20 protein-coding genes and 1 pseudogene are annotated in these 24,874 nt (G+C 59.4%); 6 read left to right on the top strand and 15 right to left on the bottom strand.

The annotated features are described in order from the left end of the window. Positions 1-119: 119 nt before the first annotated feature. Together ACYZTZ_RS11795 and ACYZTZ_RS11800 are read right to left on the bottom strand one after the other, a co-directional pair. Positions 120-3,218, bottom strand: a complete 3,099-nt coding sequence (locus ACYZTZ_RS11795) for a multidrug efflux RND transporter permease subunit (RefSeq protein WP_461998308.1) — start codon at positions 3,216-3,218, stop codon at positions 120-122. 14 nt (positions 3,219-3,232) lie between these two features. Beyond that, positions 3,233-4,390: an efflux RND transporter periplasmic adaptor subunit gene (locus tag ACYZTZ_RS11800; protein WP_461998309.1), complete on the bottom strand. Its 1,158-nt coding sequence runs from the start codon at positions 4,388-4,390 to the stop codon at positions 3,233-3,235. Positions 4,391-4,658: 268 nt separating this feature from the next. Here ACYZTZ_RS11800 and ACYZTZ_RS11805 point away from each other — a divergent pair, with 268 nt between their 5' ends. The 3 genes from ACYZTZ_RS11805 to ACYZTZ_RS11815 all read left to right on the top strand — a co-directional run bounded on the left by ACYZTZ_RS11805 (position 4,659) and on the right by ACYZTZ_RS11815 (position 9,083). After that, a complete protein-coding gene (locus tag ACYZTZ_RS11805; RefSeq protein WP_008155184.1) occupies positions 4,659-5,360 on the top strand; it encodes a response regulator in 702 nt (233 codons plus the stop codon). Positions 5,361-5,364: 4 nt separating this feature from the next. Further along, positions 5,365-6,666 carry an ATP-binding protein gene (locus ACYZTZ_RS11810; protein WP_461998310.1) on the top strand — a complete coding sequence of 434 codons (1,302 nt, stop codon included), beginning with the start codon at positions 5,365-5,367 and terminating at the stop codon, positions 6,664-6,666. Positions 6,667-6,830: 164 nt separating this feature from the next. After that, a complete protein-coding gene (locus tag ACYZTZ_RS11815) occupies positions 6,831-9,083 on the top strand; it encodes a hypothetical protein (RefSeq protein ID WP_461998311.1) in 2,253 nt (750 codons plus the stop codon). Positions 9,084-9,368: 285 nt separating this feature from the next. Here the strand turns inward: ACYZTZ_RS11815 and pncA are convergent, their stop codons facing one another. Genes pncA through ACYZTZ_RS11835 form a run of 4 tightly spaced genes read right to left on the bottom strand, consistent with a single transcriptional unit; the run spans position 9,369 to position 11,909 of the window. After that, positions 9,369-9,998, bottom strand: a complete 630-nt coding sequence (gene pncA, locus ACYZTZ_RS11820; RefSeq protein ID WP_461998312.1) for a bifunctional nicotinamidase/pyrazinamidase — start codon at positions 9,996-9,998, stop codon at positions 9,369-9,371. Positions 9,999-10,047: 49 nt separating this feature from the next. Beyond that, positions 10,048-10,824 (bottom strand): anti-sigma factor family protein, encoded by a 777-nt coding sequence (locus ACYZTZ_RS11825; RefSeq protein ID WP_461998313.1) that lies wholly within the window; start codon positions 10,822-10,824, stop codon positions 10,048-10,050. After that, positions 10,821-11,318: a sigma-70 family RNA polymerase sigma factor gene (locus ACYZTZ_RS11830; protein WP_221174556.1), complete on the bottom strand. Its 498-nt coding sequence runs from the start codon at positions 11,316-11,318 to the stop codon at positions 10,821-10,823. The genes ACYZTZ_RS11825 and ACYZTZ_RS11830 overlap by 4 nt, the downstream gene beginning before the upstream one ends. Positions 11,319-11,372: 54 nt before the next feature. Beyond that, complete coding sequence (locus tag ACYZTZ_RS11835; protein ID WP_461998314.1) at positions 11,373-11,909, bottom strand: tetratricopeptide repeat protein; 537 nt, start codon at positions 11,907-11,909, stop codon at positions 11,373-11,375. A gap of 223 nt (positions 11,910-12,132) precedes the next feature. On the opposite strand from ACYZTZ_RS11835, the gene ACYZTZ_RS11840 reads away from it, so the two are divergent. Beyond that, a complete protein-coding gene (locus tag ACYZTZ_RS11840) occupies positions 12,133-12,906 on the top strand; it encodes a class I SAM-dependent methyltransferase (protein WP_461998315.1) in 774 nt (257 codons plus the stop codon). 139 nt (positions 12,907-13,045) lie between these two features. Here the strand turns inward: ACYZTZ_RS11840 and ACYZTZ_RS11845 are convergent, their stop codons facing one another. From ACYZTZ_RS11845 to ACYZTZ_RS11860, 4 genes are all read right to left on the bottom strand, one after another. Next, positions 13,046-13,999 carry a D-2-hydroxyacid dehydrogenase family protein gene (locus ACYZTZ_RS11845; protein WP_461998316.1) on the bottom strand — a complete coding sequence of 318 codons (954 nt, stop codon included), beginning with the start codon at positions 13,997-13,999 and terminating at the stop codon, positions 13,046-13,048. 13 nt (positions 14,000-14,012) lie between these two features. Beyond that, positions 14,013-15,038: an alpha/beta fold hydrolase gene (locus ACYZTZ_RS11850; protein WP_461998317.1), complete on the bottom strand. Its 1,026-nt coding sequence runs from the start codon at positions 15,036-15,038 to the stop codon at positions 14,013-14,015. Between the two features lie 85 nt (positions 15,039-15,123). Continuing rightward, on the bottom strand, positions 15,124-15,558 hold the full coding sequence (locus ACYZTZ_RS11855; protein ID WP_033055118.1) for a YqaA family protein: 435 nt from the start codon (positions 15,556-15,558) through the stop codon (positions 15,124-15,126). Then, positions 15,558-16,004, bottom strand: coding sequence for a DUF411 domain-containing protein (locus ACYZTZ_RS11860; RefSeq protein ID WP_461998318.1), 447 nt, complete (start codon positions 16,002-16,004; stop codon positions 15,558-15,560). Before ACYZTZ_RS11860 ends, ACYZTZ_RS11855 begins: the two co-directional genes overlap by 1 nt. A 421-nt stretch (positions 16,005-16,425) precedes the next feature. Here ACYZTZ_RS11860 and ACYZTZ_RS11865 point away from each other — a divergent pair, with 421 nt between their 5' ends. Further along, on the top strand, positions 16,426-16,938 hold the full coding sequence (locus ACYZTZ_RS11865; RefSeq protein ID WP_056739921.1) for a hypothetical protein: 513 nt from the start codon (positions 16,426-16,428) through the stop codon (positions 16,936-16,938). A 53-nt stretch (positions 16,939-16,991) separates the two neighbouring features. On the opposite strand, the gene ACYZTZ_RS11870 is transcribed toward ACYZTZ_RS11865, so the two are convergent. Then, positions 16,992-17,987: an aldo/keto reductase gene (locus tag ACYZTZ_RS11870; RefSeq protein WP_461998319.1), complete on the bottom strand. Its 996-nt coding sequence runs from the start codon at positions 17,985-17,987 to the stop codon at positions 16,992-16,994. 118 nt (positions 17,988-18,105) lie between these two features. Here ACYZTZ_RS11870 and ACYZTZ_RS11875 point away from each other — a divergent pair, with 118 nt between their 5' ends. Then, positions 18,106-19,032: a LysR family transcriptional regulator gene (locus ACYZTZ_RS11875; protein WP_461998320.1), complete on the top strand. Its 927-nt coding sequence runs from the start codon at positions 18,106-18,108 to the stop codon at positions 19,030-19,032. Here ACYZTZ_RS11875 and ACYZTZ_RS11880 read toward each other — a convergent pair. From ACYZTZ_RS11880 to ACYZTZ_RS11895, 4 genes and pseudogenes are all read right to left on the bottom strand, one after another. Further along, positions 19,021-19,974 (bottom strand): GNAT family N-acetyltransferase, encoded by a 954-nt coding sequence (locus ACYZTZ_RS11880; RefSeq protein WP_461998321.1) that lies wholly within the window; start codon positions 19,972-19,974, stop codon positions 19,021-19,023. The genes ACYZTZ_RS11875 and ACYZTZ_RS11880 overlap by 12 nt on opposite strands. Further along, a complete protein-coding gene (locus ACYZTZ_RS11885) occupies positions 19,974-21,263 on the bottom strand; it encodes a phenylacetate--CoA ligase family protein (protein WP_461998322.1) in 1,290 nt (429 codons plus the stop codon). Before ACYZTZ_RS11885 ends, ACYZTZ_RS11880 begins: the two co-directional genes overlap by 1 nt. A gap of 68 nt (positions 21,264-21,331) precedes the next feature. After that, a pseudogene (locus ACYZTZ_RS11890) lies at positions 21,332-23,734 on the bottom strand (acyl-CoA reductase). Position 23,735: 1 nt separating this feature from the next. Next, a complete protein-coding gene (locus ACYZTZ_RS11895) occupies positions 23,736-24,866 on the bottom strand; it encodes a LuxE/PaaK family acyltransferase (RefSeq protein WP_461998323.1) in 1,131 nt (376 codons plus the stop codon). Positions 24,867-24,874 lie beyond the last annotated feature (8 nt).

Consider the following 24,874-nt stretch of genomic DNA (forward strand, 5'->3'; position numbering starts at 1 on the left):
AACGCTGATCCTGTGGGAGCGAGCCTGCTCGCGATGAGGTCGTAACATTCAACATCCATGTTGACGGTTACACCGCTATCGCGAGCAGGCTCACTCCCACATTAGGCCGGTGTTGTTGGTTAGAGGTCTTTATGCCGTTTGCGGACCAACTTCATCACCACCACAAAAAACACTGGCACAAACACCACCGCCAGCGTCGCCGTGATCATCCCTCCAATCACCCCCGTGCCGATGGCTTGCTGGCTCGCCGAACTGGCCCCGGTGGCAATCGCCAGCGGCACCACACCAAGAATGAACGCCAGCGACGTCATTACAATCGGCCGCAGTCGCAGGCGCGCGGCTTGCAGGGTGGCGTCGATCAGGTCATGGCCTTCGTCGTACAGGCTCTTGGCGAATTCGATGATCAGGATCGCGTTCTTCGCCGACAGCCCGATGATAGTGATCAATCCGACCTTGAAAAACACGTCGTTGGGCATCCCGCGCAAGGTCACGGCCAGTACCGCGCCGAGTACGCCGAGCGGCACCACCAGCAGCACCGAGGTCGGAATCGACCAGCTCTCATACAACGCGGCCAGACACAGGAACACGATCAGCAACGACAAACCGAGCAGGATCGGCGCCTGACTGCCGGACAAGCGTTCCTGCAACGACAACCCGGTCCATTCCTGCCCCAATCCCGCCGGGCCAAGTGCAACCAGTCGTTCGATTTCCGCCATGGCTTCGCCGGTGCTGTGACCGGGCGACGGTTCGCCGGAAATGCTGATCGCCGGGTAGCCGTTGTAGCGAGTCAATTGCGCCGGGCCCTGGGTCCACTTGGCCTGGACGAAGGCCGACAACGGCACCATTTTCCCGGCGCTGTTGCGCACGTGAATCTTCAGCAGATCGGCGACCTGACTGCGCTGATCGCCTTCAGCCTGAACCACCACACGCTGCATCCGCCCCTGATTGGGGAAGTCGTTGATGTAGGCCGAACCGACGGCGGTGGACAGCACGTTGCCAATGTCAGCAAAGGACACGCCCAGCGCGTTTGCCTGTTTGCGGTCGACTTCCAGTTGCACCTGCGGCGCTTCGGCCAGCGCGCTTTCGCGCACGTTCATCAGGATCGGACTTTTCTCGGCAGCCGCCAGCAACTCGCTGCGCGCCTGCATCAACGTGGCATGGCCGAGGCCGCCACGGTCCTGCAAGCGGAACTCGAAACCGCTGGAAGTGCCGAGGCCATCTACCGGCGGTGGCAGTACTGCAAACGCTACGGCGTCCTTGATCTGGCTCAACGCGATGTTGGCGCGATCGGCAATGGAACTGGCCGAGTCGTCGCTACCCCGATCAGACCAGTCTTTGAGCGTGGTAAACGCCAACGCTGCGTTCTGCCCGCTACCGGAGAAGCTGAAACCGAGAATCACCGTGCTGTCGCCGACACCGCGTTCAGTGGCGTTGTGGGCTTCGATCTGCTCGACCACCTGCACCGTGCGGTTCTTGCTCGCGCCTGGTGGCAGTTGTATGTCGGTGATGGTGTAACCCTGATCCTCCACCGGCAGGAACGAGGAGGGCAGTCGACTGAAGCACACGCCCAATCCGATCAGCAGCACGCCGTAGATCAACAGGTAACGGCCCGTGCGTTTCAGCGCATAGGCGACCCAGCCCTGATAACGCTCGGTCAGTTGCTCGAAACGCCGGTTGAACCAGCCGAAGAACCCGCGCTTCTCGTGATGTTCGCCCTTGGCAATCGGCTTGAGCAACGTTGCGCACAGCGCCGGAGTCAAGGTCAGGGCGAGGAACGCCGAGAACAGAATCGAAGTCGCCATCGACAACGAGAACTGCCGGTAAATCACCCCGACCGAACCCTGCATGAACGCCATCGGAATGAACACCGCGACCAGCACCAGCGTGATGCCGATGATTGCGCCAGTGATCTGCTTCATCGCCTTGCGTGTTGCCTCTTTGGGCGACAGGCCTTCGGTGGCCATGATTCGCTCGACGTTCTCCACCACCACAATCGCGTCATCCACCAGGATGCCGATCGCCAGCACCATGCCGAACATGGTCAGTACGTTGATCGAGAACCCCAGCGCCAACATGGTCGCAAACGTGCCCATCAGCGCCACCGGCACTACCAGCGTTGGAATCAGCGTGTAGCGGATGTTTTGCAGGAACAGGAACATCACCGCGAACACCAGCAACATCGCCTCGCCCAGGGTGTAAACCACCTTGGTAATCGAGACTTTGACGAAGGGCGAGGTGTCGTACGGGATCTTGTACTCGACGCCTGCCGGGAAGTAACGCGCCAGCTCATCCATCTTCGCCCGCACCAACGTAGCAGTGCTCAGGGCATTAGCGCCCGGCGCCAGTTGCACGCTGACGGCGGTCGACGGTTTGCCGTTGAGGCGGGTGGAGAACTGGTATTCCTGACTGCCGATCTCGACGCGCGCCACGTCTTTGATGCGCACAGTTGAGCCGTCGGGATTGGCTTTCAGGACGATGTCGGCGAACTCTTCCGGTGTCGACAACTGACCTTTGACCAGAATGGTTGCAGTGATTTCCTGGGTGGTGCGGGTCGGCAAATCGCCTATGCTACCCGCCGACACTTGCGCGTTCTGCGCGACGATGGCGGCGTTGACGTCAGCCGGGGTCAGGTTGAAACCGATCAGCTTTTGCGGGTCGATCCAGATTCGCATGGCCCGTTCGGCACCGTACAGCTGTGCCTTGCCGACGCCGTCCAGGCGCTTGATCTCGTTCATCACGTTGCGCGCCAGGTAATCGCTGAGCGCTACGTCGTTGAGTTTGCCGTCGCTGGAGGTGAGGGTGATCAGCAGCAGGAAGCCGGCGGAGACTTTCTCCACCTGCAAACCCTGCTGCGTCACCGCTTGCGGCAGGCGCGACTCGACCACTTTCAGGCGGTTTTGCACATCGACCTGCGCCATTTCCGGGTCAGTGCCCGGCTGGAACGTTGCGGTGATGGTGGCGCTGCCGAGGCTGCTTTGGGATTCGAAATACAGCAGATGGTCAGCGCCGTTGAGTTCTTCCTCGATCAGGCTGACCACGCTTTCGTCCACGGTTTGCGCCGAAGCGCCCGGGTACACGGCGTAGATTTCGACTTTCGGCGGCGCGACGTTGGGGTATTGCGCCACCGGCAACTGCGGAATGGCCAGGGCGCCGGCCAACAGGATGAACAGGGCAACCACCCAGGCGAACACCGGGCGGTCGATAAAGAACTGCGGCATAAAAAGCGTCCTGCTTACTGACCAGAAGCCTGGGCAAGTGGAAGAGGGGTGTCGTCGATCTGCACTTTTTCGCCGGGACGGGCGTGTTGCAGACCTTCGGTGACGATGCGATCACCGGGCTTGAGGCCGCCGGTGACAATCCAGCGATCGTTCTGCACGGCGCCCAGTTCGACCGGTTGCTGGCCGACCCGCTGTTCGGCGTCGAGCACCAGCACTTGGGCGATGCCGGCGCTGTCACGCTGGATGGCCCGTTGCGGCACACTGATGCCTTGCTGAATGACCGCTTGCTCCAGACGCACGCGCACGAAGCTGCCCGGCAGCAAGTCGAGGTCCGGGTTGGGGAATTCGCTGCGCAGGATGATCTGGCCGGTACCCGGGTCGACGGTGATGTCGGCGAACAGCAACTTGCCCGGCAACGGATAGAGGCTGCCGTCGTCCTGGATCAGCGTGGCTTTGGCCTGGTCCTGACCGACCTGCTGCAACTGGCCGGAACGGAACGCCCGGCGCAGGTCGTTGAGTTCGCGAGTCGATTGGGTGAGGTCGGCGTGGATCGGGTTCAGTTGCTGAATCAACGCCAGCGGCGTGGTTTCGTTCTGCCCGACCAGTGCGCCTTCGGTCACCAGCGCGCGGCCGATGCGCCCGGAGATCGGCGCCGTGACCGTGGCGTAACCCAGGTTGAGTTTCGCCCGTTCCACGGCGGCTTTGTTCGCGGCGACGTCGGCAGCGGTTTGCCGGGCATTGGCCCGGGCGTTGTCATAATCCTGGCCGCTGATGGCGTTGCCTTCGATCAACTGCGCGTAACGCTGCTCTTGCAGGCGCGCCTGGAACGCATTGGCCTCGGCCTTGCGCAGCGCCGCTTCGGCACTGTCCAGGTCAGCCTTGAACGGCGCCGGGTCGATACGGAACAACACTTCGCCTTTTTTCACATCACTGCCTTCACGGAACGCCCGTTGCAACACCACCCCGGCCACCCGGGCGCGCACTTCGGCAATCCGTGGCGCGGCAATCCGCCCGCTCAGCTCACTGGTGATCGACAGGGGGCTGGCTTGGATGGTTTCGATCCGAACCGTGGCCAGAGGCGCCTGTTCTTCGGCCGTCGAGGCCTTGTCACAAGCGCTCAGCGTCACCGCCAGTGCAATCAGGCTGAGCCTGGCAAGCAGATTCTTTGACATGTAATACCCCAATAATGACCCCCCGCATCCTACGGGGAGGCGACGAGGGTAGCGGTGAAGCTTTGTAGGCGCTGTGTGAAATTGTGTAAGGGTTTTACTCAGGCACGGGTGAGGGCGTATATCCTTCGCAACTTGATTACTTTTGCGCCTGCCAGGCCGCCTTCGCGAGCAAGCCCGCTCCCACATTTGAAATACATTCCCCTGTGGGAGCGGGCTTGCTCGCGAAGAGGCCGGATCAGGCACCACAGCACTTTCTGGAACACCCCACATGCCCAACATCCTCCTGGTCGAAGACGACACCGCGCTCTCCGAACTGATTGCCAGTTACCTGGAACGCAACGGCTATAGCGTCAGCGTGATCAGCCGTGGTGACCATGTGCGCGAGCGTGCGCGGGTCAATCCGCCGGACCTGGTGATCCTCGACCTGATGCTGCCGGGGCTCGATGGCCTGCAAGTCTGCCGCTTGTTGCGCGCCGATTCGGCCACGCTGCCGATCCTGATGCTCACCGCCCGCGATGACAGCCACGATCAGGTGCTGGGCCTGGAAATGGGCGCCGACGACTACGTCACCAAACCCTGCGAACCGCGCGTGTTGCTGGCCCGGGTGCGGACTTTGTTGCGGCGCAGCAGCCTCACCGAGCCGCAGACCGCCAATGACCGCATTCTGATGGGCAATCTGTGCATCGACCTCTCCGAGCGCACCGTGACCTGGCGCGAGCAATTGGTCGAACTGTCCAGCGGTGAATACAACCTGCTGGTGGTACTCGCTCGGCATGCCGGCGAAGTGCTCAGTCGCGACCAGATTCTGCAACGCCTGCGCGGCATCGAATTCAATGGCACCGACCGCTCGGTGGACGTGGCGATTTCCAAGCTGCGGCGCAAGTTCGACGACCACGCCGGCGAGGCGCGCAAGATCAAGACCGTGTGGGGCAAGGGTTACCTGTTCAGCCGTTCCGAGTGGGAATGCTGAGTCGATGTTCAGAATCCTGTTTCGCCTGTACCTGGTGACCATCGTTTCGTACAGTGCGGCGATCTATCTGGTGCCTGACGTGGTGATCAAGGTCTTCCAGGAGCGCTTTGTCACCTACAACCTCGATTATTCGCGCGGGTTGCAAACCCTCATCGTCAAACAGTTCCACGCCGTGCCCCCGGAGCAGTGGCCGGCATTGGCCGCGGAGATGGACAAGGAATTCCAGCCGCTGCACATCGTCCTGACCGGTAACGACGACGCCGATTTCACCCCTGATGAGCGCAAACGTCTGCAGCGTGGCGAGCACGTCGTGCGCATTGGCGACTGGGGCTGGCGCACCCTGGCGGTGTCGCCGCTGAACGAGCGGACGGTGGTGGAGATGGTCGTGCCGCCGGACCCGATGGACGTGAGCCTGTTGTACTGGAGCATCAACGTGCTGATCGGCGCGACCATGCTCGCCTGCCTGTTGCTGTGGCTGCGCCCGCACTGGCACGACCTGGAGCGCCTCAAAGGTACGGCTGAACGTTTCGGCAAGGGCCACTTGAGCGAGCGCACACAGATTTCCAAAAGCTCCAACATCGGTAGCCTGGCCAATGTCTTCGACACCATGGCCGGCGATATCGAGAACCTGCTCAACCAGCAGCGGGACCTGCTCAATGCCGTCTCTCACGAATTGCGCACGCCCCTGACACGACTGGATTTCGGTCTGGCGCTGGCACTGTCCGACGATTTGCCAGCCGCCAGCCGCGAGCGCCTGCAAGGTCTGGTCGCGCACATTCGCGAACTCGATGAGCTGGTGTTGGAACTGTTGTCCTACAGCCGCCTGCAAAACCCGGCGCGGCTGCCGGAGCGGGTCGAGGTGTCGCTGGATGAGTTTATCGACAGCATCCTCGGCAGCGTCGACGAAGAACTGGAATCCCCGGACATCGTTATCGATGTGCTCCTGCACGGACAACTTGAACGCTTCGCCCTCGACCCAAGGCTGACAGCCCGCGCTATTCAGAACCTGCTACGCAATGCGATGCGTTACTGCGAAAAACGCATTCAGATTGGTGTGCAGGTGTGTGCCAAGGGGGCTGAAATCTGGGTGGACGATGACGGGATCGGTATTCCGGATGAGGAGCGTGAGCGGATATTTGAACCGTTTTATCGGTTGGATCGAAGTCGGGATCGGGCCACGGGTGGGTTTGGTCTGGGGTTGGCAATCAGTCGTCGGGCGTTGGAAGCTCAGGGTGGCACGCTTACCGTCGAAGCGTCGCCATTGGGCGGGGCGCGATTCCGTTTGTGGTTGCCAGCTACGGCTTGAACCTAGAGCACCCGAATCGACGGACGGTAGTGATTATCGGGCTGTTTTCGGCCTGACCTGTCACATTTGACAGTAGCCAGACAGGCGCCATGGATGTTCCATAGCCTCCACAGCCTTCCACCTTTTTCATCCCCGGAACGCTGCCAATGACAGGGAGCGCTTCCATGACCGACATGTCCGTACTGACGCTATACGCGCCACGAATTCCAGGCTGGCAAGGGGTTGTGCCTGGCGCTATCAACGCTCACGGCGGAATTCCACTGGCGCTGACCTATCTCTATCCCGGTCAAGGGGTAAAAGTACTGGTCGACGCTTATCTGGAACAATTGGCCGAAGACAGCATCGATCTTTACCTCAATGGCGTTGTGGTGGATGTGGCTATCGTCAAGTCCACGACGGACAAGCTGTTTACCCTGTACCTACCCGTTCAAGCGCTGCTCGACGGACTCAATACCCTCCACTACACCATCCGGCGCGGTTCGGAGAATATCGACTCTTCGACGACGTTGCGGGCGTGGTTCCACAAGCGACGCCCAGGGCTCAAGGACCTTGAAGGTAACCACGAGTGGCACTCGGAACTGGCGATCAACGTTTTACCGCCCAACGTGCTGGACGACGGGGTAGACCCTGAACAGGCCCGGCAAGGGGTGATTTGTACCGCGTTTTATCCTTTGACGAGAGCGTTCGACAAGATCCGCGTGAGGTGCGGGGGCGAAACGATTGACCACGTAGTCACCGAGGATGAGGCGAGATCCGGCGACCCCGTTCAGGTTCGGATCGAGGAAGCGGTGTTCAAAAAGGTCGGTGACACCGCGAAATGCGTCCTGACCTATACCGTGTGGGACTGGATTGGTAACAGCGTTGATCTGGACGCGCTCTGGTCGGCAGCCCTCGAACTGTTCGTCAGCCTGAACGGCATCTGGTTCGAAGCACCGATGGTAAACGAAGACCCGGAGGATACCTCGGACGATCCGGACAGTATCGATTTGGGCAAGCTTCGAGGAAATCCGGCGATCGCCCAAATACACGCGCGTCAATGGCTGAAGGACGACATCATTGAGTTGACCTGCACGTTCACGTCAGCGACGGGTTCGACCGAGGTGCTGACCTTGAAAGAAAAAGTCGACAGCACAGGGGTCACTTACAAACTGAAGGTGCCCAACGCTCAATTCGTGGCGGCGGTGGGTGGTTCCGCCACCTTCAAATATAAGTTGCTGCGCGCTGGCAAAGAGGTTGGACGATCCTTCACGACTCGGGTCGATGTGATTGGTGAGGCGCTGATCGATCTGCCGCTGGTGACGGTTGTTGGTGTACCGGGACTGGTGGTTGATCCGCTCGCCAGTTTGGCTGGCCAAATCGCGCGCGTCGAATTTGCCCAAGCGCAGACGGGCGACCAATGCCAACTCCTTGCCCGCCCCGTGACGGCGGACGGCTTGCCGACATTTACCGCCAAGCCGTTCAATGCCAATAACCGGGTCAATAACACGCTGGCGATTGAAGATCTGGTTGCCCGACACGGCACGGTGATCCGCTTAACGTGGGAGCTGACGCGAAACGGCATCAAGACCCGTTCGAACCCTACATTGCTGACGGTGCAGAAAATTGCCGATGGGGATTCGAGACTGCCAACGCCGAAGGTGCCTCAGGCGCCGGATGACAAGGTGTTGGATTTGACCAAGTTTGAAGGTGATGCCGAGGTGAAGGTGTTGCCGTGGTTGGGGATTCGGGTTGGGCAAGAAGTTGAACTGAAGTGTGTCGGGATCGATAGCGCGGGCGCTGAGTATGTGATTCCACTGCTGGGAGCACATAAAGTAACAACGGCGGAGATGAACTCGGGGCTTAGTGTGCCGGTGCCGCGGGGGAAACTGCAGGTATTGAAGAATGACAGCACACTAAAGGTGAGATTGAGTGTTTTGTTAGGTCAGAAAACTGAGGAGGTAAGGCCGGTTCTGTTTCCAATGCGTGAATTGAATGTACGAGCTTTACCCGCGATTCTCACTGAAAACTTTGATGATCAATTGATGAAATTTATAGTTTCAGGTTCAGTGATTGAAACCTCAACTATGACGATTGGGTTTGTATCGGGGAACGGGGTGGTGGGGATTACAACTGCTTCGGAAGGGTTCTTTGATATCCCGGGACAGATAGAACGTCAAGTTTTGCATATAGGTTATAAGCATTCGGGGACACACCGCATTGCGTTGACCCTGAAGAAACCATGCCTTGAAGTCTCGTTCTGGTATGGCGCGACGAATGAAGTCACGAATATCGCATTTTTCTATGGGGTAAACGGCCTGTTAGGACAGCGACCTTTGCTTGTGAACTCAAATGGTGCTTGTGGAATGGTTTTTTCTGAGCCCGGCATTGTTCGAATAGAGATCCAAAACTCAAATCACGACTGGCTTTTTTTTAGATAACTTTTCATTTATTTGAGTCGTTGACTATATCGGGGGCATACCCCCATAGGCGCTAACCAAACATTACAGATGAGCAAATAACCAAATAACGGGACGGATTTATTTAACGGTCAGTTAGCGTCTGCATTCTCTCGTAGCAGCTGCCGAGCCTGCGAGGCTGCGTTCGAGGACGCAGTCCTCGCCAACCCGGCGGAAGCGGTTTTCCTGAAAGAACCGGTTGCCTGGTTTTACGAGTGCTGCGCACTCGAACGCTGCCTCGCGCTGCTCGACAGCTGCTACAGGGGGTTAACCTGGCATTTCGGTTGATGGGATCAACCCAACCCCAGCCACCTGCATCCGCTCGATTGCTGCGGCCAGCGAGCCGTCCAGATCAATCGCCCGACACGCATCCATCACCACAATCGCGTTAAACCCTGCCGCCCGCGCATCCAGCGCAGAGAACATCACGCAGAAATCGAGTGCCAGCCCAACCAGATAAACCGTGTCGATACCGCGTTCTTTCAAGTACCCGGCCAAACCTGTGGTGGTCGTTCGGTCCGCCTCCAGAAACGCCGAATAACTGTCGATGTCCGGGTTGCAGCCCTTGCGGATGATCAGTTGGGCGTGGGGCAGGTCCAGATCCTTGTGCAACTCGGCACCGGGTGTGGCTCGCACGCAATGGTCCGGCCAGAGCGTCTGTTCGCCGTAAGGCAGTTGAATCACGTCGTAAGGTGCGTGGCCCGGGTGGCTGGAGGCGAAAGACGCATGTCCGGCCGGGTGCCAGTCCTGGGCAATGATGACTTGGGTGAACCGGGCGCCGAGGCGGTTGATCAGTGGGACGATCCGGTCGCCCTCCGGCACCGGTAGATGGCCGCCGGGGATGAAGTCGTTCTGTACGTCGATGACCAGCAAAGCGGTGCGTGAAGAAATCGGCATGGGATGGTTCCTCCTTGGAATGAGACACCGAGCATAGTGACAAAACGGATCACGCGCTAAGCCGGCCTCTCAACAATTTCGCCATGTCCTCCAGATCCACCACCGGGTTATGCCCGATCAGCATCCAGGCATGTTGCATGTCAGCCCAAAAGACAATGTTCATCCCGTACCGGCGCTCCTGGGCGAATTGCCGGCTGCCGCTGTTGGAGCGGGTGACGCACAGCGCCATGGGACCGTGCGCCGGGTCCAGGTAGGTGATCTGGGCAATGGCGACGCCGTCGTACTCGAGGATTTGCGCGCGCTTGAGCTCGGAGCGTGGCAAGGCCAGTTGCGCCGGCACAAGATTCAGGCCCAGACGTGCATCGATGGTCCGCAGTTGCGCTCGCTGAGCGGCTTCGTCAGTGGGCAAGTGGTCCAGGGTTTGCGGCACGTAAAGCGACATGTACTCGGCCACCAGCCCGCGCCAGTTTTCCTTTTGCTGGCTCAACTGCCAACCGAGGAACAGCCGGTCCGCCAACACGCCACTCACCACCAACCCGGCGGCCGCCGCGAGAAACCAGCGCCGATTCATGGCCGGGCGTTCAGGTGAAGGCAAGGTGTCGAGCATCGATTGCAAGCGGTCCACGGGCGCCTGGCGACCCAGCTCATCGTAGGCCTCCTTGAACGGCAGGCTGCTGCGGGCCAGCCATTGCAGGCGCAGATTGAGCGTAGGGTCCTCGGCAATGGCCGCGTCGATGCGGGTGCGCTGTTCGCTGTCGAGCTGGTTGTCGAGGTAGGCCACCAGTTGCTCATCCGAGAGTACCGTCGGGCGTGCGTGATCGTTCATCGACGTTCTCCAGTGGAAGGGTTCGGCACGGCGTGCAATGGCGGGTATTCGGCCAGTTTCGCCCGTGCAGCGGCCAGGCGACTCATGACGGTGCCGATGGGCACGTCCAGCACGTCGGCCACTTCGCGGTAGGACAGACCTTCGACATAGGCGAGAAACACCGTTTCCCGCTGGGTTTCGGGCAAGGCATCCACACGCCTGATCACCTGCGCCGCGAGGACATGGGTTTGCGCCGCGTATTCACCGTCGAACGACAAGGCGTTGTCGGCATCCACCAGCCCCTGTCCATGACGCACTCTTCGGGAGCGAACTTCGTTGAGCCAGATCGAGTGCAGAATACTCAGCAACCAACGGTCCATGCGGGTGCCCGGGACAAACTGCCCGGCACGCTCGAGCGCCCGCACGCAGGTGGCCTGCACCAGGTCTTCGGCGACATGCCGTTGCCGGGACAACAGCAGGCCGTAGCGCCATAAACGCGCCAGGTGCTGGCCCAGTTCTGCCCGTATTGCCTGATCGCTGGCGATGGCGACCTCCGTCTGCTCGGTGTGTCAGGTTTTCGATGAATCGTTGATGGCTTCGGCCAGGTCCTGGTATTCCTCGCAGGTTTTGCTGCCGCAGATGGTTTTGATCTGCTGCAACTGCTCCTGCGCCAGGTCCAGCCGACCTTTGACCACATACGCTTCGCCGAGGTATTCGCGAACTTGCGCGTAGTGCGGGTCAAGTTTGACCGATTGCAGGTAATAACCGATGCCTTCGTCGGTACGCCCCAGTTTACGCGTAGCGTAGCCGCGATAGTTCAAGGCCTCGGCGGTGTTTGGCTGTTTGAGGGTGTCGAGCAGGGCCAGGGCTTCTTCGTAGCGACCGTCCTTGGCCAGGCGATAGGCGTAAACGGTGCGGTCGGCGTCCGGTACCAGGCTGCTGGTTTGCTTGAGGCATTTTTGCGACCGGGAGTCGAAGACCTGCCCTTTGGGGCAATTCGGTCTTGCGGGGGCGTCATCGCCACCACCATTGGCGAATGCAAGCGAACTGGACAAGGCGACTGCCAGCAGCAACTGGACGGTTAACACAACGAAACGGGTGTTCATGGGTGATGCTCCACAGGTTAATTCGCTTCAGTTCGTGCCATGCCCCGGCAACATGCGGCGCAAAGTGTTATCACGCAAGCTGAAATGGTGAACTCTCAGGGGGGATGAAAGGTGAACACCACAGGGTGAACAATTATTCATTTCTTTCTGGCGGTCTGTGCAAGGAAAGCTCAAATCGAGGCGCTATGCTCGACAGCATTCGTTGTCGATCTGGAGCACTGCCATGAAAGATCAGGTCCATCACTCGGCGGCTGCCGGCTATAGAACCGGCGCTGATACCTACGTTCGCGGTCGTCCGGATTATCCGCCGCAAGTGGCCGATTGGCTGACGGGCACCCTTGGTTTGAACGCGGACAACGCCGTGGTTGATCTGGGCGCCGGCACTGGCAAGTTCACCGGTCGGCTGATGGCGACCGGTGCGCAAGTGATTGCGGTGGAGCCGGTGGCACAGATGCTTGAGAAATTGTCCGAAGCTTTCCCCGAAGTGCTGGCCGTCAGCGGCACCGCCATGGACCTGCCGCTGCCGGATGCATCGGTGGACGTGGTGATCTGCGCCCAGGCGTTTCACTGGTTTGCCAGCGCCGAAGCACTGACCGAAATTGCCCGTGTACTCAAACCCGGCGGCAAACTGGGGCTGGTGTGGAACCTGCGGGATACCCGGGTGAGCTGGGTGCCGAAACTGGATGCGATCGTCAATGCGCTGGAGGGCGATTCCCCGCGCTATTACACCGGGGCCTGGCGACAGGCGTTTCCGCATCCGGCGTTCGGACCGCTGGCGGAACAGCGTTTCAGCCATGGGCATACAGGTTCGCCTGAGGACGTGATTTTCAACCGCGTGCGCTCCACCAGTTTTGTGGCGGCATTGCCGGCGAGTGAGCGGGCGAAGGTTGACGAGCAGTTGAGAGCGCTGATTGCCGCCGAGCTCGAACTCCGTGGCAGAGACGTGCTGACGGTACCTTATGTGACGGCAGCGTTTGTGGCGGTGAAGAGCAGCTAGCCACACCGCAACCTTGTGGGAGTGAGCCTGCTCGCGATGGGGCCGACACATTCAACGTCAATGTTGACTGAAAGTCCGCCATCGCGAGCAGGCTCACTCCCACAAGGTTTGCGGTGTGCAAGTGCTTAACTGATGGGCATTAGCCCAACAACCGGATTGGTTCTCCCGCAGACCAAGCCTGAATGTCCCCAATCATCTGCGAAAAAAACTGGTGATAGTTCTGCTGGCTGACATACCCGACATGGGGCGTGGCCAGCACATTGTCCAGGGTTCTGAACGGATGATGAGGCGGCAAGGGTTCCTGCTCGAAGACGTCCAGCGCAGCACCGGCCAGTCGCCGTTTCTGCAACGCCTTGATCAACGCGGCCTCATCGACAATCGGACCACGGGCAGTGTTGACCAGCAGCGCCGTGGGCTTCATCCAGTCCAGCGCCTGGGCGTCCACCAAGCCTCGGCTGCGATCGCTGAGCACCAGATGGACCGACAGCACATCGGCCTGTTCGAACAGTTCCTGTTTGCTGACGTAGGTCACGCCGACCTCGGCTGCACGTTCGGCGGTCAGGTTCTCGCTCCAGGCAATCACCCGCATGCCGAACACCTGACCGAACTGGGCAACGCGCGTGCCGATGCTGCCCAGGCCCAGGATCGCCAGCGTCTTGCCGTGCAGGTCGCCACCCAGGCTTTGCTGCCATAAACCGGCGCGCAGGGCGTTGGCTTCGACCACCAGGTTGCGGGTCGCCGCCATGATCAGCGCCCAGGTCAGTTCCGGCGCGGCGTGCTTGTAACTGTCGGTGCCACAGACCTGAATGCCCAGCGCGGTGGCGGCTTTCAGGTCCAGGGCGGCGTTGCGCATGCTGCCGGTGACCAGCAGCTTGAGTTTCGGCAAGCGCCGCAGCAGGTCCTCATCGAACCGGGTGCGCTCGCGCATCACGCAGATCACCTCGAACTCGCCCAACCGTGCCGCCAGGGTTTCGTTGTCGGCAGGGTAGTCATGGATGAAGTTCACCTGGCCGATGTCGTCCAGCACCGACCAGTCCACCACGCCACGGGCCACGTCCTGCCAGTCATCAATCACCGCAATCTGCACTGCCATCAGCCTTACCTCATCAATGAACGGGGTTGGTTTTGTTCAGCCAAGCGAGCAGGGCCTGGTGGAATTGCGCCGGTTCTTCCATTTGCGGCGCGTGGCCCATGCCGGGGAATTCGACCAGCGTCGACCGGGGAATCAGCTTCGCCACCTGCTTGCCGAGGACGTCGTAGTGACCGAGTTTCGCCTTGACCTCGGGCGGCGCGATGTCGCTGCCGATGGCCGTGGTGTCGGACGTACCGATCAGCAGCAGGGTCGGCATCTTCAGGTCCTTGAACTCGTAGTACACCGGTTGGGTGAAGATCATGTCGTAGATCAGCGCCGAATTCCACGCCACCTGCGTATGCCCCGGTCCTTTATTCAGCCCGGCGAGCATGTCTACCCAACGATCGAAATCCGGTTTCCAGCGGCCGCCGTAATAGGTGTTGCGTTCATAGGTGCGGATGCCGTTGGCCGTGAGTTTTAGCTCGCGTTCGTACCATTGATCAACCGTGCGATAGGGCACGCCGAGGGCTTTCCAGTCTTCCAGGCCGATGGGGTTGACCAGTGCCAGTTGTTCGACTTGATCGGGGTATTGCAGCGCATAGCGAGTGGCGAGCATGCCGCCGGTGGAGTGCCCGAGAACACTGGCCTTCTGAATGCCCAGGGCCTTGAGCAGTTGCTGGGTGTTGGTCGCCAGTTGCTGGAAGCTGTACTGATAGTTGTCCGGTTTGCTGGAGGTGCAGAAACCGATCTGGTCCGGGGCGATGACCCGGTAACCGGCCTCACTCAAGGCCTTGATCGAACTGTCCCAGGTGGCACCGCAGAAATTCTTGCCGTGCATCAGCACCACGCTGCGTCCATTGGCCTTGCCGTGAGCGGCGACATCCATGTAACCCATTTGCAGGGATTTGCCCTGGGACTCAAAGGCGAAATGCTTGACCGTGTAGGGGTACTCGAACCCTTGCAGTTCCGGGCCATATTCCGGGCCTTCAGCGTGGGCGATGACAGGCAACGCAGCGGTCAGCAGCAGGCCGGGCAGCCAGCGCGAGCGGGTGAGGGACATGGGTGAACTCCATTGGAAATCGGCCGATGCTGGATCGGCATGATTAGGGCGACATTAAACACAGGCAATCGCCGTGGATAATCGTTCAACCCATCCAGCCCACTGTGGCCATGGCCAACACACCATAACGGGCGCCTTTGGCAAGGGTCACGATCAGCAGGAATCGCCCCAGCGGCTCGCGCATCACGCCGGCCACCAGGGTCAGCGGATCACCGATCACGGGCACCCAGCTCAGCAGCAACGACCAATGACCGTAGCGCTGATAATGGACTCGGGCTTTTTCCAGATGGCGCGGGCTGACCGGAAACCAGCGCCGGTCGCGAAATCGCTCGATGCCGCGACCCAGCCACCAGTTCAGCAGCGACCCCAAAACATTGCCCAACGTCGCCACGGCGAGCAGCGACCAGAGCCAATACTTGCCGCTGAGCAACAGCCCCACCAACACCGCTTCGGACTGCAAGGGCAGCAAGGTGGCTGCGCCGAATGCGGCGAAGAACAGCCCGATGTACGCACCGAACATCAATGGGCAGGGTAGTCCGCCACCACCACGTCAGTGCCGTCTTTCTTCAGACCGATCACTTGATACGCATCGCTCATGCCGTCCATTTCCATGCCGGGTGAACCCATGGGCATGCCGGGGGCGGCAACACCCAATAGATCGTCGCGCTTGCTCAAGGCCAGCACCTGATCGGCGGGAACATGGCCTTCGACGAATTTGCCGTTGATCAAGCCGGTATGGCAAGACGCCAAACGCGGAGGCACGCCGTGCTGTTGCTTGAATTCGCTCATGTTGGCTTCGACGTGATCCTCGACTTTGAAGCCGTTGGCCTCTAGATGACTGATCCATTTTTTGCAGCAGCCGCAATTGGCATCGCGGTGGACTTCAATCGGGATCAGGTCGGCGGCCTGGGCCAGGGAGGAGATGAAGAGGGCGCTCAGGGCAGCCAGACGCAGGTGGGTTCGCATGGGGATCTCGTCTCGGGTTGCGGCCAAAAAAGACGCATTTTGACCGGTTTTTCCAACCAGGCATCGTGGGATTGTTTCGAAGTGATACGAGGCTGGGCAACAAGATGATCGTAGATCAAAGCTGTCAGCCGGATGAGCGCTGGATTACAAGATTGTCAGGTTTGGTTGATACAGCCAGGCAGGCTGGCTGGCCACGGCCTCCATGGGCGTTGCATTTACCCATTTCGAAACGTATGTGCAGCCCTCTGGAACAAGGCGCTTGGCGATTTGTATCGTAAATGTAGAAGAATTGTAAAAAAGCAGAAATAGTTGTTTGAGAGGGGACAATGCCGCGTCGATACTCCTGCCCACTTCAGTCAGGTCAACAGGGATTAATGATGACCGCTGTACCTGAATATCGGCATACAAAAGGAACCTGGATATGAGTATCGGCCCCATCGCCAATTGGACGATTCGTGGCGACAATGCCCCGCAGCCGCAGAACACTCGCAGCCTCAAGGCCAACCAGATGTTGCAAGCGGTGGGAAAAAACCCGCTGGCCTTGAACGTCATCAAAATGGATCAGATGAAGCTTCACAGCCAGATCAAGGGCTTTGATCCGGAGAATGTCACGTCCACCCAGTTGGGCAAGTTGAGTGCTTTTCTCGTCGAGAGGGGGCTGATCAGCGGCGTCACGGCCGCCATGTTTGCCAACGCCGGCGACAAGTTCGATCGTTTTGGTGTTCAGGCGGAACCTGATCAAAAGTTCGATGCGCTGGAGTACTTCGCCACTCAACTCAATGGCATCGAGACCAACAACCTCAAAGGCAACAAGTACGCCAATTACCTGATTCCCGAGTACAAGCAAGCTATCTATGTACTGCAGAATTTGAAGGACTACGGCGATGCTGCCGATCAGACCGTCAAGAAGAAGTCGATCAACACGCGAGCATGACGGCATCGCCTGTCAGACCTGCCACGGGTGTGAGCAGGTCGACAGGCAATGATTTACCGGTCGAGCAACTTCATGACTTCCTCCGGGTAACGTAAACCTGCGGTGGCATTGGCCGGGAATATCGCTTCCAGAGCGAGTAACTCTTCACGACTCAATTTCACGTCCAGCGCGGCCACATTTTCTTCCAGGTATTTACGCTGTTTGGTCCCCGGAATCGGGATCACGTAATCGCCCTGAGCCAGCACCCACGCGAGCGCCAGTTGGCCGGCAGTGACGCCTTTTTCGGCGGCCAGGTCCTGCACTTGCAGCACCAGCAGCAGATTCTTCGCGAAGTTCTCGCCTTGAAAACGCGGGCTGAAACGACGGTAGTCGTCTGCCGCGAAATCATCAGGGCTTTTCAGCGCTCCGGTGAGAAAGCCTCGACCCAACGGGCTGTAGGGGACGAAGGCGACCCCCAGGCGCTGACACGCGGCCAGACAACCGTTTTCCTCCTGATCACGGCTCCACAACGAATACTCACTTTGCAGTGCACTGATCGGATGAACCTTGTGTGCCCGCTCGAGCGTTGCGACCGAGGCCTCGCTCAAACCCAGGTACCGAACCTTGCCGGCTTTCACCAGGTCGGCCATGGCGCCGACGGTTTCCTCGATGGCCACCTGCGGATCGATGCGGTGCTGGTAGTACAAATCCAGGGTCTCGACACCGAGGCGCTTGAGGGTGCCGTCGATAGAGGCGTGAATGTAATCCGGTCGGCCGTTGACGCCCCGCGCAACCGGATTGCCCGGGTCGCGGACGATCCCGAATTTGCTGGCCAGAAACACCTGGTCGCGCTTGCCGACGATGGCCTTGCCGATCAGTTCTTCGTTGGTGTGTGGGCCGTACATGTCAGCAGTGTCGAGCAGGTTGATTCCCAGCTCCAGCGCGCGGTGCAGAGTGGCCGTGGCTTCGCGGATGTCCACGCCAGTCGTGTAGAAATCGGTCATACCCATGCAGCCCAGACCAATCGCGCTCACTCGCGGACCGTTTTTGCCCAGTTGACGTGTTTGCATGAAATCAGCTCCCTGTGAATGTGAAACCTATTGTTGACCTCGACAGAAACAAGATAAACCGGCTAAAACTGCTATCACTGTTCGTAATTTCTAAATAATCAGCCGGTAAGCAAAAACAATGGACCGTTTTAACGCCATGCGCGTGTTCACTCGAATCGTCGAACTGGGCGGCTTTGCCAAGGCGGCGGACAGCCTGCAATTGCCTCGGGCCTCAGTGACCATTCTGATCAAACAGCTGGAGGCGCATCTCGGTGTGCAGCTGCTGCAACGCACGACGCGGCAGATCAGCCTGACGCTCGACGGTGCGGCCTATTACCCTCGTTGTGTACGGTTGCTGGCGGACCTGGAGGAAACCGAAGCGGTGTTCAGCGCTGCACGCAATAACCCCAAGGGGCTGTTGCGCGTGGACATGCCGGCGGGCGTGGGACGCTTGATGGTGATCCCGGCATTGCCGCAATTTACTGCTCGATATCCTTTGATCGAGTTGGAAATCGGCTTGAATGACCGGCCTGTCGACCTGATTCGCGAAGGCGTCGATTGCGTGCTGCGGGGCGGCGACTCACTGGACGATTCACTGGTGGCGCGGCCGTTGGCCATGCTGGACCAGGTCACGTGTGCCAGCCCCGACTACTTGAAGCGATTCGGAACGCCCCTGTGTATGGCTGACCTTGAAGGCCATCAGATGGTGGAGTACTTCTCCAGCAGCAATGGCAAGCGTTATGGGCTGGAATTCATGGTCAATGATCAGGTTCAGGCCATAAATCTACCCAAGCAAGTCTCGGTCAACAGCGCCGATGGTTATTTGGCCGCTTGTGAGGCGGGATATGGTCTGGTCCAGACCCCGTATTACCACGTCGCCCGCCAGCTGAGCGAAGGCCGTTTGTGTGAAGTCCTCAGGACAGTGCCGACACCGGGGATGCCGCTGACGGCGCTCTACCCGCCACACCGCCAGTTGTCCCGGCGGGTGAGGGTGTTTGTTGATTGGTTGGTGGAGCTTTGCGCGCAGCCGGGCAATGACTTTTATCGAAAAGACTCACGCGGCTGAGCGGGTTCTGTTCAGTGCTTCGGCGCTACTCTGCGTGTTGGCGTTTTGCTGTAAATCGTCATGCAAGCGTTGCATGTGCGGGCAGTGCAGGTTGAGGTGTCGAGACTGCGCCCCTCGATGAAACAGTGCGAACCACCCATTGGTGTTTGATGTAGGCATCAGCCCGGTAAAGGCGAAGCCAAGGGCTGCCAAATTGCGCAAGTCCCCGGAAAAGTGCCGTGACAACTGAAGTTTGGCCGAAATGAGCCAGTGCCTGGGCAATTGCCGGATCTGGTCCAGCAGACGTTTGGTCAAACGCTGAATGACCATGTCGAATCTTTGATGGTGTTGCGTGAGTTGCAAGGGCCGGGAAGACAACGGCGTCGTGTCCGGATAAGTCCCGAACACGGAACACACGTGCTGCATAAACCCCCGGCAGCTGTCAGGCCATGGGATGTCGGGGAGTGGACGCGTATGTCCTTCGACGACGTAACAACCCATCACGATGGTTTCCGGCAGCGGCTCAGCGAAGGGCGAAGGGACGTAGTCAGGAAGCAGACCCGTGCTGTGGAAGCCGATGTTTGCTGCCATGCGTTGCGTGTAGGGATGGTGGGTCACTTGTTTGATCGAGACGCTCTTGAACCCCATGGAACCTGACAGCGACAGCAACTCCCGGCCCAGACGGGTCGCGATACTCTGGCCCTGCGCCGCGGGATGCACCACGCTGAGGGCCAGTTCGGTGGTGTCCGCAGGTGTGTCATGGCACAACGCGGCATGCCCTAGAACGCGTACGTCGTCCACCGCCAGCATCGACTTCCAGCGCCCCTCGGCATTGTGCTGATTGATCATATTCGGCAAGTAAACATCCGGCTGAACGTAATGATCGCCATAGACCTCGCGAAACAACTGGCTCACGGCACGTGCGTCGGATGGCCGATAGGGTCGAAAAATCAAATGCGGCATCATGCGGGCTCCGGCGACGGTGCGTCATACACGCGCAAGTCCAGGACCCGCAGTTGTTTGCCGGAGCGTGGGTGAAGCTTCAGGGCTGTGACATCGCAGGACAGCACTCGCAACTCCAACAGACCCTCGCGGCTCAGTTCCTCGATGGCGGGATAGTGTTCAACCAGCGCCTCGTACAACGCTCGGCACACCGCTACGGTGGCCATTGATAGCGCTGAGGGAACCCACTTCACACTCAAAATATCTTTGTATCCGTCATGTTCGATCAGCAATTGCCATTGGTCGTTATGGGCAATGCGCTGGACGATCTGCTGGATGACATCGATCAGCAGCGACAGCACCCCGACTCGCACTCGCTGGCTGTGTGCGCTACGTCCCTTGAGGGCGAATTTGCGCTTCGGGGTTGCGCCGGGTTCGCGCCAGCACGCGCGGTCGCCCACCGGATAACGCAGCAGTGGCATGAGCCGGCGAGTCAGATTGGTCACCACCAATAATCCGGTGCGATCGCATTCTTCTATGACTTCTCCGGTGAGTTCATCGACGATCTCCAGCAAGGTTTGTGGTTCAAACACCCGATGCTCGCCCAAGGCGCAGTCGCGGTCGCTGGCCCCGATAAGGCCGGCGTCTACGCTGGCGTAGCCAATGGAAGCAATGCGCACGTTGGGAAACACGTCGGTGAGGATTGCCAACTGCGGGGCAAACAGGCTTTCGCCGCCATATAGCAACGTATCAACCCCGCACAGTACCCGCCGATGCTGGTTCAGGTAGGCCGCGAATCGCAGCAGCTGTGCCGGTACGCCGACGAGCACGTTGATCCGATGCTGATCAATCGCATCGGCCAGTACGTCCAGCTCGACGTGCCCGGTAAATGGAAACTCGCAGATCGATCGCCTGACGTGCGCCAGTGAGTCGTGGATGAACAGAAAACTGGCGTAAAGATCACCGGAAAAAAACAGATTGGCGACACGGTCGCCGTCTTTCAGCTGAGAGGAGAAACTTTCTCCGAACGTACTGACCAGTATTTGCCATTCGTTATAGGTGTACACCGTCAGTTTGCCCTGGCTGGTCGATCCACCGGTTTTAAACACCAGCGCATCGTCGACCTTTCCGGTCAGGACCGGCCAATGACTCAAGTCATGGCTGTCAGCCCAATAGTCCGCCACGTTGGTCAGCGGTAGATCTTGTAACGTAATGCCCTGCGGCGGTAAGTGTTCCAGTTGCTGGCGGTAGTAGTTTGAATGTTGCCGTATATAAGGCAGCAGTTGTTCGAGCGAATAAGTTGATTTCACTGGATTCTCTTTTTTATATCAGATGTCTAGACGGTTAAAAAACAAGTTGTGAGTAGCTGACGGTATTTTTATTTTCTTTTATCAATAACCAAGGGTGTTTTGCCGCTGTGTTTGTTTCGAGTGAACGCTTGCTCCATGCACACTTGAACTTCGACAGTTAACAGTTTGGCGTTTACGGCATTAGCCAGCGCTTCATGGCTCAGCAATGCGTTGCGAACCTGGTTGATGTCTGCATCCGTTAGTACGTTGAGTCGCTCGACGCCATCAGAGGTGTGGTCCAGAACAATCTGAATGGGCGCGCCGACGCTATCCTGCAGAGCCGACGGCGAAATGAACTCCGTGCCCATTCGCACCAGTTTGCCGTGGCGCTGGAGCAGTTCGAATCGGGGTGAGTCCAGCCCGCACGGACAGACTCCGGGTATCCAGCGACCGGTGTCGCCCACGTCATATCGGCGCACGGTTTGGCCTTGCCGTGCTCGTGAAGTAAACAACAGGCGACCGATCTCATTGGCCAGAACCGGTGCATCCTGTTCGATCTGCACAATTTCCAGATGCTGGGTATCGCACATCAAGTGAAACACCCCGTTCGCGGTGGCTGCGCACGCATGCCCCAAGGGACCGGCGTCGACGGAGCCATAGATCGCCGAGCGGATCATCGAGACCCCGCAGCTTTCCATGAGGCTCACGCTGGTTTGCCCCGGATGCTCGCCACCGAGGAACACTTTGCCGATACCTGCGTACGCGCGGAGCCGGGTCTGCTCGTTGAAAAACAGTCGATGCAAGGTGCTCGGCATGCCGATTAGCACGGTCACACGCTGGTCGACGATCAATTGGGCGATTTCGCTGAAATCATCGTCCTGAGGCGCACCCATGGGGAAGTGCGTGACGCCCATCTGTTCCAGTATTTTGGTAAAACTGAGAAACCCTCCGTACAGGCTGCCGCCGTAAAACAGGTTCATGACCCGGTCCTCTGAAGGATCAAGCCCGGCGGCGAACAGGCCGTCGGCCGCTGCGCGCATCTGCCGTTGAAAGTCGCGATAGCTGAAACCGGCGAGGGCCGGAGCGCCGCTGCTTCCTCCAGAGCGAAAATACAATTGCGCCGCGGTGCCCATCGGCTGGGTCGTGAAGGCGTTTTTGTCCATGATCGGCTCATGGGCGGTGTCGGGGGTGGGCGGGACCGGGTCGAGCGTTGCACGGCCCGTCAGCACATCAGGTGCCAGACTCACCGAAAGGCGGCGACTCAGACGCGTCAGCGCGTAGACGCCATCATGCGGCTCACCGGCGTAGCCGTCATGAATCCCGCCACACGCTGCAATACGGGTGACCCCAGCGTTGACCAGCGCACGAGCAAGGCCTGGCGTTTCTGCCGCAGAGCAAATCAGCGCGCAGCTTTGCAGGACCGTGCGCCAGGGCAACAGCGTCTAGGCGATCAAGTGTTGCGGCACGGGCTTGAGCAGCACCGTACGAAACAGCGGCGACGGTGCGAGCGTCTGATGGTGTTCCCAGATGATCCGCCATCCGTGGCCGGCCCAGACCTGGCCGGTCTGGTTCGCAAAACAGTAATCCAGTTGCGCCATGGCGGTGCGGGTGGTGATCTCGCAAGCCTCTTGGTCGGTGGGCACTAGCGCCGGCCAGTGCGACGCGCGACGTTTGAAGGCTTCGCTCAAACGCTCGCCCAGATCCAGCAGGATGGCCGGGTCGTTGCTGTCCACCAGCACCCATTGCGGGCTGGAACACGCTTGTTGATCCAGACTGCACACCTCATCCACCAACGCATCCAGCGTCGAAGGGCTGGCCGCGTCAGGCGACAGATAAGCGAAACTGATCCTGTGCCCCCAATCGATCCAGCGACATCCGGCGGGGATCTGCTGACGAATCGCCTTGAGCGCCTTTTCACCGCCCCAGGCTGACACGCCATCGGCCTGAGCGCAGAGTTCGGCTATCCGGGAAGTGCCGACAGGCAGTACCGCGACGAATTCGGCAAGCCTGCCACTGGTGTCGTACTTCACAAAGGCAGCCAGCAATTGCGCAGTCAAACCCGCATCGCTGGCGCTGGGGCGTAACCAGTTAACGTTACCGGCCAGCAGGCTTTCGAGAACCGCACAGAACGCGAGCATCGGCGCATTGCCCGGCGTCACATGCACCACCAGCCCCAAGGGGTGCCAGCTTTCAAAGTGCGGTTGTTGGTAGTCGATACGCCTCAGCGAACGGGGTTGCGCACCCAGTTCTCGCTCAAGCTTCGTGCTCAGATTGCTGTGCTGGCAGAAATCGATCAGCCCCTGACATTGATCGTCGTCGAGGGGCAGGTTCAGGCTGCGAGTCTGTAGTTGCGTGGCGAAACGAGCCGCGGCTTCGATGACGGTCTCGCTGTCGATCGGTGCAGAAAGCAACCCGGGCAATTGTTTTCGAAGGTTGTCGAGGACGCTTTCCGGGGTGACGTCGTCACGCAGTTGGCCATTGATGAGGTACATATCAAGCCCCTCCGAGCAGTTCTGAGGCTGCCATGGCGCAGCTTCGATTGGCGGAGGTGCCAGCGCGTCCGTGCAGCTCGAACCAATCGGTCGTCAGGCCGCATCCGCAATGTGCGCCGGGGTGTAATGTCGCCAGATCGCCCATGACCACAGCGTGAGCAGGGCTTGACGAAATGTACGGGGAGACGAATTCCAGCAAGCCGCGCTGGCCGTATGGCTGGACAGTGAAATCGGATGGGTTGCGCACGAAAACCTTCGAGTAAATGGGGGCATGAAAATGATGGCGGGCACATTGGATATAGGGCACGGCATGCTCGACGGCACCGTAACCATCCCGACAGCGGGACAGGTCGATACCCAATTGCCGATTGATTCGGGCATACAACTCAAGCAGGGGAATCTCTTGTGCTGCCTGGGTTTTCCAGCCGCCACCCAGAAACACCAATGACTGGGCGGGCAGCTTGAGATTCGGTGCGCTGGTGTTTTCCATGTGCTGTAGCGCATGGGAAAGGAACGCAGGAAATCCGAGAATCCGCACAGGTAAGCCCTCGTCGGCAAACTCTTGCAGGGCGCGAACAACACCAAACAGGTCGAACTCGTGTCCGTTACCCGTCAGGCGCAATCCGTAGACGACTCGATTGACGGGTGCATAGCCGCAAAGAAACTGGTCGGTGTAAGCGGTGCCCAAGGTGATGGCCGCCTCGGGCTCGTAGCTCAGGAGCAAATAATTGCAGGGGCTGTCCGGAGTATCCCAGCCGTAATGCCGGAAAATGTGGCTCACCATGCCTTGGGCCGCCGCCATGCTGCGAGGGTCATAGCGCATGCGACTCTTCTGGCCGCTGGTGCCAGACGATGTCAGCTCCAGCGCGCCTTCGCCGGTGGGGCCGAACAACAAGTGACGTTTGAAATAGTTGGCGAAAATCGGTGGCAACCGGGACCAGTCATCCAGTGTCTCCAGGTCCTTTGCATCGAGCCCGTTGGCGTTTAGCCAGCGTTCGTAGCCAGGCGTGTGGTGACAATGAAACAGGCTGATTTCCCCCATCGCCTGGTCGAATAGACCCTCGGGTACGGAATCCAGGCAATAGGGTTGCGTTAACGCGCAGAGCGCATCGGTGTGGGGTAAATGGATCATCAAAAGAC

It is taken from the genome of Pseudomonas sp. LB3P58 (genome assembly GCF_054897895.1).

Coding starts and splice junctions, on each gene's coding strand:
- ACYZTZ_RS11840 (WP_461998315.1), top strand. CDS start 12,133: ATGAAAGATCAGGTCCATCACTCGGCGGCTGCCGGCTATAGAACCGGC.
- ACYZTZ_RS11810 (WP_461998310.1), top strand. CDS start 5,365: ATGTTCAGAATCCTGTTTCGCCTGTACCTGGTGACCATCGTTTCGTAC.
- ACYZTZ_RS11865 (WP_056739921.1), top strand. CDS start 16,426: ATGAGTATCGGCCCCATCGCCAATTGGACGATTCGTGGCGACAATGCC.
- ACYZTZ_RS11875 (WP_461998320.1), top strand. CDS start 18,106: ATGGACCGTTTTAACGCCATGCGCGTGTTCACTCGAATCGTCGAACTG.
- ACYZTZ_RS11825 (WP_461998313.1), bottom strand. CDS start 10,824: ATGAACGATCACGCACGCCCGACGGTACTCTCGGATGAGCAACTGGTG.
- ACYZTZ_RS11870 (WP_461998319.1), bottom strand. CDS start 17,987: ATGCAAACACGTCAACTGGGCAAAAACGGTCCGCGAGTGAGCGCGATT.
- pncA (WP_461998312.1), bottom strand. CDS start 9,998: ATGCCGATTTCTTCACGCACCGCTTTGCTGGTCATCGACGTACAGAAC.
- ACYZTZ_RS11850 (WP_461998317.1), bottom strand. CDS start 15,038: ATGTCCCTCACCCGCTCGCGCTGGCTGCCCGGCCTGCTGCTGACCGCT.
- ACYZTZ_RS11860 (WP_461998318.1), bottom strand. CDS start 16,004: ATGCGAACCCACCTGCGTCTGGCTGCCCTGAGCGCCCTCTTCATCTCC.
- ACYZTZ_RS11855 (WP_033055118.1), bottom strand. CDS start 15,558: ATGTTCGGTGCGTACATCGGGCTGTTCTTCGCCGCATTCGGCGCAGCC.
- ACYZTZ_RS11845 (WP_461998316.1), bottom strand. CDS start 13,999: ATGGCAGTGCAGATTGCGGTGATTGATGACTGGCAGGACGTGGCCCGT.
- ACYZTZ_RS11795 (WP_461998308.1), bottom strand. CDS start 3,218: ATGCCGCAGTTCTTTATCGACCGCCCGGTGTTCGCCTGGGTGGTTGCC.
- ACYZTZ_RS11805 (WP_008155184.1), top strand. CDS start 4,659: ATGCCCAACATCCTCCTGGTCGAAGACGACACCGCGCTCTCCGAACTG.
- ACYZTZ_RS11835 (WP_461998314.1), bottom strand. CDS start 11,909: ATGAACACCCGTTTCGTTGTGTTAACCGTCCAGTTGCTGCTGGCAGTC.
- ACYZTZ_RS11800 (WP_461998309.1), bottom strand. CDS start 4,390: ATGTCAAAGAATCTGCTTGCCAGGCTCAGCCTGATTGCACTGGCGGTG.
- ACYZTZ_RS11895 (WP_461998323.1), bottom strand. CDS start 24,866: ATGATCCATTTACCCCACACCGATGCGCTCTGCGCGTTAACGCAACCC.
- ACYZTZ_RS11880 (WP_461998321.1), bottom strand. CDS start 19,974: ATGCCGCATTTGATTTTTCGACCCTATCGGCCATCCGACGCACGTGCC.
- ACYZTZ_RS11815 (WP_461998311.1), top strand. CDS start 6,831: ATGACCGACATGTCCGTACTGACGCTATACGCGCCACGAATTCCAGGC.